The sequence below is a fragment of the Mycobacterium sp. E1715 genome (assembly GCF_001667625.1).
Lineage (GTDB): Bacteria > Actinomycetota > Actinomycetes > Mycobacteriales > Mycobacteriaceae > Mycobacterium.
This window is the reverse complement of sequence record NZ_LZJJ01000429.1, coordinates 1-7,137: the sequence shown is the minus strand read 5'-3', so window position 1 is coordinate 7,137 and position 7,137 is coordinate 1. Positions and strand designations below refer to the sequence as shown.

At 65.1% G+C, this 7,137-nt stretch carries 7 protein-coding genes and 1 pseudogene; 3 read left to right on the top strand and 5 right to left on the bottom strand.

The genetic code is table 11. From position 1 onward, the window contains the following. Window positions 1-229 precede the first annotated feature (229 nt). Window positions 230-799, top strand: a complete 570-nt coding sequence (locus A9X03_RS20930) for a thioesterase family protein (RefSeq protein WP_231968756.1) — start codon at window positions 230-232, stop codon at window positions 797-799. Between the two features lie 35 nt (window positions 800-834). Here A9X03_RS20930 and A9X03_RS20925 read toward each other — a convergent pair whose 3' ends face one another. The 3 genes from A9X03_RS20925 to A9X03_RS20915 are packed head-to-tail and all read right to left on the bottom strand — an operon-like array spanning window position 835 to window position 4,126. Beyond that, complete coding sequence (locus tag A9X03_RS20925) at window positions 835-1,689, bottom strand: SDR family oxidoreductase (RefSeq protein WP_067748089.1); 855 nt, start codon at window positions 1,687-1,689, stop codon at window positions 835-837. A gap of 11 nt (window positions 1,690-1,700) precedes the next feature. Further along, entirely contained in the window at window positions 1,701-2,501 is an 801-nt protein-coding gene (locus tag A9X03_RS20920) for a mycofactocin-coupled SDR family oxidoreductase (protein ID WP_067748087.1), read from the bottom strand. Continuing rightward, window positions 2,501-4,126: an NAD(P)/FAD-dependent oxidoreductase gene (locus A9X03_RS20915; protein ID WP_067748085.1), complete on the bottom strand. Its 1,626-nt coding sequence runs from the start codon at window positions 4,124-4,126 to the stop codon at window positions 2,501-2,503. The genes A9X03_RS20920 and A9X03_RS20915 overlap by 1 nt, the downstream gene beginning before the upstream one ends. A gap of 132 nt (window positions 4,127-4,258) precedes the next feature. On the opposite strand from A9X03_RS20915, the gene A9X03_RS20910 reads away from it, so the two are divergent. Beyond that, the gene (locus tag A9X03_RS20910; protein WP_067748083.1) at window positions 4,259-4,576 is read left to right on the top strand and encodes a 2Fe-2S iron-sulfur cluster binding domain-containing protein; all 318 of its coding nucleotides are present in this window, start codon (window positions 4,259-4,261) and stop codon (window positions 4,574-4,576) included. Between the two features lie 8 nt (window positions 4,577-4,584). Beyond that, complete coding sequence (locus A9X03_RS20905) at window positions 4,585-5,448, top strand: mycofactocin-coupled SDR family oxidoreductase (RefSeq protein WP_067748080.1); 864 nt, start codon at window positions 4,585-4,587, stop codon at window positions 5,446-5,448. Window positions 5,449-5,532: 84 nt separating this feature from the next. Here the strand turns inward: A9X03_RS20905 and A9X03_RS20900 are convergent, their stop codons facing one another. Further along, window positions 5,533-6,435 (bottom strand): alpha/beta fold hydrolase, encoded by a 903-nt coding sequence (locus tag A9X03_RS20900; RefSeq protein WP_067748093.1) that lies wholly within the window; start codon window positions 6,433-6,435, stop codon window positions 5,533-5,535. 162 nt (window positions 6,436-6,597) lie between these two features. Then, window positions 6,598-7,137 (bottom strand): annotated as a pseudogene (locus A9X03_RS20895) (4-hydroxy-2-oxovalerate aldolase); the annotation flags it as partial.

The following is a 7,137-nucleotide window of genomic DNA, read 5'->3' as shown; positions in this document are numbered from 1 at the left end:
TCGGGGGCCTGGTCGCGCAACTGATCCGCCATCGCCACGACCCGGTCGAGTACCCGCTCGCTCATGTTGGTGTCCTTTACGTCTGTGGGCGTAGTAATGATCTATTGAAGTCCGCGGCCCACTGGACGCTGTTCCCGGTCAGCGGACGCCGAGATAAGACGTGAGCTGTCGTCCGACAGTCGGGACACACGGCAGCCAGGTCCCATCGATGCGCCTAGCGTCAGCGCCTGTGGACCAGGTTCAGGGAGCAGCATCTCGATGCGGCCATAATCAGCAGGCACCGACGCCGGAAGAGCAAAGCTTGCCGTCGGCTGCCCAAGTGGCCCAATTGCGCTGTGCCATCACACGGAATGTGTCCCGTGACTTCATCGATGGGAACGGCCACATGAACGTGTTGCATTATCTGGATTTCGGTTCGGCCGCCGCCGATGCGTTGGTGCGTGAACTCGGGATCGACGACGCCTATCGGGCTGATCGACAGCTCGGCCTCTTCACCGTCGAGCACCACCTGCGCTACTACAGCGAGCTGATCGAAGATGACACGGCCGATCTCTACGCCCGCGTCCTTGACCGCTCACCCAAGGTGGTGCACATGATGTCATTCGCCGTGGATCGGTACCGGCAACGCCTATCGGCGACACTTGAGATGGTCCTCGTGCACGTCGATCTGACCCGCCGGCTGCCCGTGGCGATGCCGGTCGACATCGCCGCTGCTTTCGACGAGCACGTCAGGTACTCGTCGACCCTGGAGTGGGCCGCGCCCGTCTGCGGCGCGATGGGCGTGCGACGTCAACCATGAAACGGCCAGCGGCCCGGTGATTACCGCCGTCAAACCTATCGCCGGCGGCCAAACCTCAGCAACCGCCACATATACCGCGGCAGTTGCGGAGTCGGGACGCGGGCCGGCCAGTCGTCGGCGCGGAAGTAGGCATCAGACCCGCCGTCGACGAAAAGCACACTGCCGCTGAGAAAGGCGGCGGCATCCGACAACATGAACACCATCCAGTCCGCGAGGTGCGTGGGATCACCGAACCCACCGACCGGGACCGGGAACGCGCGGATGGCCCTGGCTTCACGCGGTGTGGCCAGCTGTCGCTCGAGCAGGGGGGTCATCACCGCGCCCGGAGCGATCGCGTTGAGCCGGATACCCGCACCCGCCCACGCCGGTGTCACTGCGGTCCGACGCACCCAGCGCGCCACCGCGATCTTCGATGCGCCGTAGGCCATCGAGGGGGCGGCCGATCGGAACACTCGTAGTGCACGCTCGGCCTTGTGGAGATCGCGGCCCAGTAACGCCCGCACGGCTCGCTGGGGCACCAACGGCATTGTCGTCGACGAATTACTGCCCACAACCACGACTTTCGCATCGCCGGCCGCCGCCAGTGCCGGGTGCCATGCCTCTAGGAGCTCGACCACACCTAAGAAGTTCACCGCCAGGATCCGGGCCGCGCTACCCGCGCCCGGGGTGGGGCCCACACCAGCGGCCAGCACGGCACCGTCGAGTCGACCGTCGCCGGTAGCGCACACGGCAGCGGCGGCCGTCCTGCGTCCGTCGGGAGTGGACAGATCCGCCACGACGTCAGCGTCCTGAATGTCGACGCCGATCACGCGGTGACCCGCGGCCAGCAGTTTGCGGACGACGGCTTGGCCCATGCCCGATGCCGACCCGGTGACGGCGTAGGTTCCCATCCGCGTCGCTGCTAGGCCTTGGCTAACAGGCCGGCATCGACCACGAGCTGGGTGCCGGTGATGTAGCGGGCGTGGTCGGAGGCCAGGAAAACCACGGCGTTGGCGACGTCTACCGGCTCCACCCACGGAACCGGGAGCAGGTGGCGAGCCGCGAGCGCTTCTGCAGCGTCGGCCGCCGTCGGGCTGGTCAGGTCAGGCCGAAGGCGTTTAAACGTCGCCTCGTTGAGCACCATCGAGGTCCCGACCGCTCCAGGATGAACAGTATTGACGCGAATGGCGCGCGGGCCCAGTTCGTTGGCCAGCGTGCGCGCCAACCCAACCACGGCATGCTTGCTCGCAGTGTAAGCAGCGGTGGTGGCCGTGCCGCGAAGACCGTTGGTGGAGCTGATAATCACGACGGACCCGCCGCCCTCGCCGAGGTGCGGGACGGCGGCTTTGACGGTGTGCCAGACGCCGGTCACGTTGACATCCAGGGTCTGCTGCCAGTCGTGGGTAGTGATCTCCCACGTCGGAGCCGACACCGTGTGGACGCCTGCGTTGGCTACGACGATGTCAAGGCGTCCCAGGTCGGCGACGGCGGCGTCCACCGCGCCGGTCAGTGCGCCCAAGTCGCTGACATCGGCCAGCCCCGTCACCGCGCGTCGGCCGCGCTGCGCCACCGCGGCGGCGGTCTGTTCGAGGTCTTCTGCTGCCGCCGGCACGTCCACCGGGATGACGTCGGCGCCTTCGTCTGCGAATCGCTCGCACAGGGCGCGCCCGGTGCCGCGCCCAGCGCCTGTCACCAGCGCCACACGACCCGACAGGCTCGACATCAGGGCGCCTTGGTCAGCGAAAACCCTTTGTACCCAGCCTCGGCGACTTCATTGCAGATGTCGAGGTAGGTCCCAAACCCGCCGAGGAACAGCATGAACACCCGCGGCTTGCCAGGCACGTTGGCGCCCATGTACCAGGAGTCGGCCTTGGTGAACAGGGTGGCCTCGGCTCGGCGCGCGCATTCGGCGACCCAGTTGTCCACCGCATCGGGAGTCGCCTCGATCGCCGTGTAGCCGTGATCGTCGAGATATCTGATCGAGTCGGCGATCCAATTCACATTCGCCTCGGCGTGCAGCACCATGTTGGCCAGCACCGCCGGCGCGCCGGGGCCGCACACGACGAACAAGTTGGGAAAGCCGTCAGTGCTCAGACCCAAGTAGGTTCGCGGCCCATTGCTCCAGTCATCGCGCAGCCGTTTACCGCCCCGGCCGACGATGTCGATTCTGGCCAATGCCCCTGTCATCGCGTCAAATCCGGTAGCCAACACGATCATGTCCAGGTCGTAATGGGCGTTGCTGGTGTTGACGCCGGTGGCATCGACAGATTCGATCGGCGTGTCTCGCACACTGATCAGTGTCACGTTGGGGCGGTTGAATGTCTGAAAGTAGTTGCTGTCGGTGCAGATCCGCTTGGTGCCGATCGGGTGATCCGTGGGGATCAGCAGTTCGGCCAGCGCGGGGTCATCAATGATGGCCCGCACTTTCTCCTCATAGAACTTGCGCGCCTCCTCGTTGGCGTCCGGGTCGATCATCTGGTCGGAGAAGGTTTTGGAGAACAGCACCCCGCCGAGATCCCAGCGTTTTTCGAACGCCGCGCGCCGCTCTTCGGGGCTGGCTTGCATCGTCAGTTTCGGATGGGCGATGTGCGGTGAGCCGCCGCCGCTGCGCCATGATAAGCGCCTGCGTTCGGCGTAATTGGCCTTGACCCGGGCCCGGTCTTCGTCGGTGAGAGGCCGATTGCCGGCGGGGACGCTGTAATTCGGGGTGCGCTGAAAGACGTAGAGTTGCGCGGCTTGTTCCGCGATGATCGGGATCGACTGAATGCCCGAAGATCCCGTCCCGATGACCGCGACGCGCTTACCGGTGAAGTCGACCGTTTCGTGTGGCCATGCCGCGGTGTGGTAGATCTCGCCGGTGAAACGGTCGAGGCCGGCAAAAGGTGGGGTCATCGCCGCGGACAATGGGCCCGTCGCCATCACACAGAACCGCGCGCTCACTCGTTGCCCGGTATCGGTGGTCACCGTCCACCGCAACCGCTGCTCGTCGAGAACCGCCGACGTGACACGGGTGTTGAAGACGATGTCGCGGCGCAGATCCAACCTGTCGGCCACCCAGTTGATGTAGCGCAGGATCTCCTCTTGGGTGGCGTACTTTTCCGACCAGTCCCACTCCTGTTGCAGGTCATCGGAGAACGAATAGCAGTAGTCGACGCTCTCGACGTCGCAGCGGGCGCCCGGATACCGGTTGAAATACCACGTGCCACCCACGTCGGGACCGGCCTCGAACACCTTGACCGTCAACCCGTCGGCGCGCAGCTTGTGCAGGGCGTAAAGCCCGGCAAAGCCGGCACCTACGACCACCACGTCGATGCCCTGGTCCAACCTGTCGTTCGTGCTACTGGTCACGAACAGCGACGGTAGGGCCGCTGCGCCCGGAATCGCAGGAGACGTCCCGGTGACTGGACGCCGGGATGGCGACCTCCCGTCCATCGGAATCCGACCACGACATCACGGACCAATGTGGCAAGGATCGGCCGCATGGCAGATGTCGAAGAACAAGGCGCCGCCCTGTGCACCGATGCCGCGGTGGCCACCGTAGACGTCGAGTTGGACGGTGCTCTCCATCGACTGCAATGGCGCCGCGACCAGACCCTGGTCGAGATGATGCTTGACGCCGGGATCAATGTGCCGCATTCGTGCCGAGAAGGGCATTGCGGCTCCTGCGTGGCGACCTTGATTTCCGGGGAGGTGGATATGGCCGGTGGAGATGTGCTGGGACCCGAAGACCGCGCCGACGGCTTGATCCTCGGGTGTCAAGCCCGGCCAGTGACCGACAACATCCACATTGAGTTCTAGGCGCATGAATGGCGTGCCGATATGACAGAGGTTGCGACGTGACCGGCAGGGTCGCTGGGAAGGTGGCCCTGATCACGGGCGCGGCGCGGGGAATCGGGCGTGCGCAGGCGGTGCGGTTAGCCCAGGAGGGCGCCGATATCGTGGCCCTTGACGTGTGCGCTCCCGTTGACACAGTGGTGGTTCCGCACAGCACAGTCGACGACCTGGAGCACACCGCCGCCCAAGTGCGCGATACCGGCGCCAAAATACATACCGAGATCGTCGACGTGCGCGATGTCGACGGCGTCCAGGCGGCCACCGATCGCGGTGTGCGACGGCTGGGAAGATTGGACGTGGTGTGTGCTACCGCTGGGATCACTTCGCGTGCACTGGCGCTGGACCTCACCGAGGCGGCCTGGCGGACTATGTTGGATGTCAACCTCACCGGTGTGTGGCACACGTGTCGGGCCGCTGCGCCGCACCTGATTGCGCAAGGTGGGGGTGCGATCGTCCTGACCAATTCGATCGCAGGCCTTCGCGGATTGGTGGGCGTCGCCCATTACACCGCGGCTAAGCACGGCGTGGTCGGCCTGATGCAGAGCCTGGCCAAAGAACTTGCGCCGCAGAATGTCCGAGTCAATTGCGTCCATCCGACCAATGTGGACACTCCGCTGATTCAAAACGACGCAGTGCGCAGCGCGTTTCGTCCCGACCTCGACAGGGCGCCGACGCGTGCCGAGTTCGCCGAAGCGGCCCTTCGCATGAACATGCTCGCGGTGCCGTGGGTCGAACCGGACGATGTCGCCAACGCCGCTTTGTTTCTCGCTTCCGACGAGGCGCGCTATATCACCGCGGTCACGCTGCCCGTCGACGCTGGTGCGACTCAACGATAGGGAGGGCGCAACATGAAAGAACTGTCCGCTGGCTTTCTTTCCCTTTGTCACGCTGGATAATCCGGAGCCGCATCTGCACCGCCGTTACACCGAATGGGCATCATGCTGCCGTGAGAGGAACGCCAGCACGGTGCTTTCGAAGGCTTGCTTCGCTTCGATCATCGCCCAGTGCCCGGACTTGGGAAATACGTGAAGTTCGGCGTCTTGGATGGTGCGCATCGGAATCAGCGCCATATCCGGTGGACTCACTCGGTCGTCGCGACCCCATGTAAGCAGCGTGGGGACGGTCAACTTGTGCAGGGCTGCCCACGGCATCGGGTTTTCGGACGCGGCCATCGCGGCGTTCATCGCGGCAAACGCCGCTTTGCCGTACATGCGGCGCGCCGCGGCCAGGGTGTCCGGATCGGTGGCCAATTGCCAGCGTTCCTCGACCAGTTCGTCAGTGATCAGGGACTGGTCGTACACCATCGATTTGAGCCAGTCGACCAGCCGCTGCCGAGTCGGGTCTTCGACGAACTCCTGCAACAGCCGAATGCCCTCACTCGGGCTGGGGCTGAAGATGTTGATGCCGATCCCGCCGATCGTGACCAGACGGTCGACACGATCGGGGTTGTGGATAGCGAAGTTGATGCCCACACCCCCGCCCATCGAGTTTCCGACGATGTGTGCCTTTTCGACGCCAAGCGCATCCAGGAACGGCGATACGGTGCCAAATGCCATGACCATTGGGTGGCCGCCGAAGTCATCGCTGACGCCGAAACCGGGAAATTCCAGGATGATGCAGCGGAAGTGCTCGGCGAAGGTGGGCAGGATGCCGCGGAAGTTGCGCCATCCGGTGACCCCGGGACCCGAGCCATGCAAAAACAGCAGCGGCTGCGCCGCCGTGGCCTCCGGGCCAGTGTCGTAGTAGCGCAAAATCCCTTGCGGTAGCAGGATTTCGCGTACGTCCTGCTCGCCTAGGAAGACCTTTTCGGAAGTGTCTGTCACGGTGTCAGCCTGCCACGGCGTCGCGGGTGGCACGCCGCGGTGTTCCGCTGACCGGGTGGTGCGATGACTGGCGCTGGATAGTGTCGTCACGGCGGACTGTGGTCCGACGACGCGGTCGGCGACACCTGTTGCTGCACAGCCGACTTGCGTCCACCAGGTTTGTCACGCCGTGTGCTGCTCGCGTTTGATTTCCAGGGCGATGTCGATGAGTTGGTCTTCTTGGCCGCCGATGAGTTTGCGTTGACCGGCGCGGTGTAGTAGCTGGTGGGCGGGCACGCCGTAGCGTTCGGATTGGCGGATGGCGTGCTTGAGGAAGCTTGAGTAGACCCCGGAGTAGCCCATGATCAGGGCGTTGCGGTCCAGCAGGCACTGGGCGGGCATGGCCGGGGCGACCACCTCTTCGGCGGCGTCGGCGATGTCGAAGAAGTCGATGCCGGTCTTGACGCCGATCTTGTCGAACACGCCGATGAGGGCCTCGACGGGCGCGTTGCCGGCTCCGGCGCCGAACCGGCGACACGAGCCGTCGATCTGCTTGGCGCCCGCGCGGACGGCCTCCACCGAGTTGGCCACCCCGAGCCCGAGGTTTTCGTGGCCGTGGAAGCCGACCTGGGCGTCGTCGCCGAGTTCGGCGACCAGGGCCGCGACCCGGTCGCGCACCCCTTCGAGGACCAGCGCGCCGGCCGAGTCGACCACGTAGACGCA